A 593-nucleotide genomic window follows, 5' to 3' on the forward strand; every position below is an offset into this window, starting at 1 on the left:
AGGCATGTTAACCACTACACCACGGGACCATTTGGTTGCGGGGACAGGATTTGAACCTGCGACCTTCGGGTTATGAGCCCGACGAGCTACCGTGCTGCTCCACCCCGCGATAATACTATTCATATAAAATTTATATGGTGGAGGATGACGGGATCGAACCGCCGACCCCCTGCTTGTAAGGCAGGTGCTCTCCCAGCTGAGCTAATCCTCCAAAGTGGTGACCCGTACGGGATTCGAACCCGTGTTACCGCCGTGAAAGGGCGGTGTCTTAACCACTTGACCAACGGGCCAAATATTATAAATCCTATGGCGGAGAGCAAGGGATTCGAACCCTTGATACGCTTGTGACGTATACACGATTTCCAATCGTGCTCCTTCGGCCAACTCGGACAGCTCTCCAATGGCTCCGCAGGTAGGAATCGAACCTACGACCGATCGGTTAACAGCCGATAGCTCTACCGCTGAGCTACTGCGGAATAATATTGCCTGGCAACGTCCTACTCTCACAGGGACAAGGTCCCAACTACCATCGGCGCTAGAGAGCTTAACTTCCGTGTTCGGTATGGGAACGGGTGTGACCTCTCTGCCATCAT

Annotated in this window: 5 tRNA genes and 1 rRNA gene; all 6 read right to left on the minus strand. The window is 53.3% G+C overall.

The window, feature by feature from the left end:
- Window positions 1–32: 32 nt before the first annotated feature.
- Window positions 33–109: transfer RNA gene (locus MR112_RS28610), tRNA-Met, on the minus strand.
- Between the two features lie 26 nt (window positions 110–135).
- Window positions 136–211 (minus strand) — tRNA-Val (locus MR112_RS28615).
- Window positions 212–215: 4 nt separating this feature from the next.
- Window positions 216–290 (minus strand) — tRNA-Glu (locus MR112_RS28620).
- A gap of 17 nt (window positions 291–307) precedes the next feature.
- Window positions 308–399: transfer RNA gene (locus tag MR112_RS28625), tRNA-Ser, on the minus strand.
- A gap of 2 nt (window positions 400–401) precedes the next feature.
- Window positions 402–476, minus strand: a tRNA-Asn gene (locus tag MR112_RS28630).
- A gap of 8 nt (window positions 477–484) precedes the next feature.
- Window positions 485–593, minus strand: a 5S ribosomal RNA gene (gene rrf, locus MR112_RS28635); the annotation flags it as partial.

This window comes from Bacillus cereus group sp. BfR-BA-01330, assembly GCF_022663885.1.
GTDB classification, from domain to species: domain Bacteria; phylum Bacillota; class Bacilli; order Bacillales; family Bacillaceae_G; genus Bacillus_A; species Bacillus_A cereus.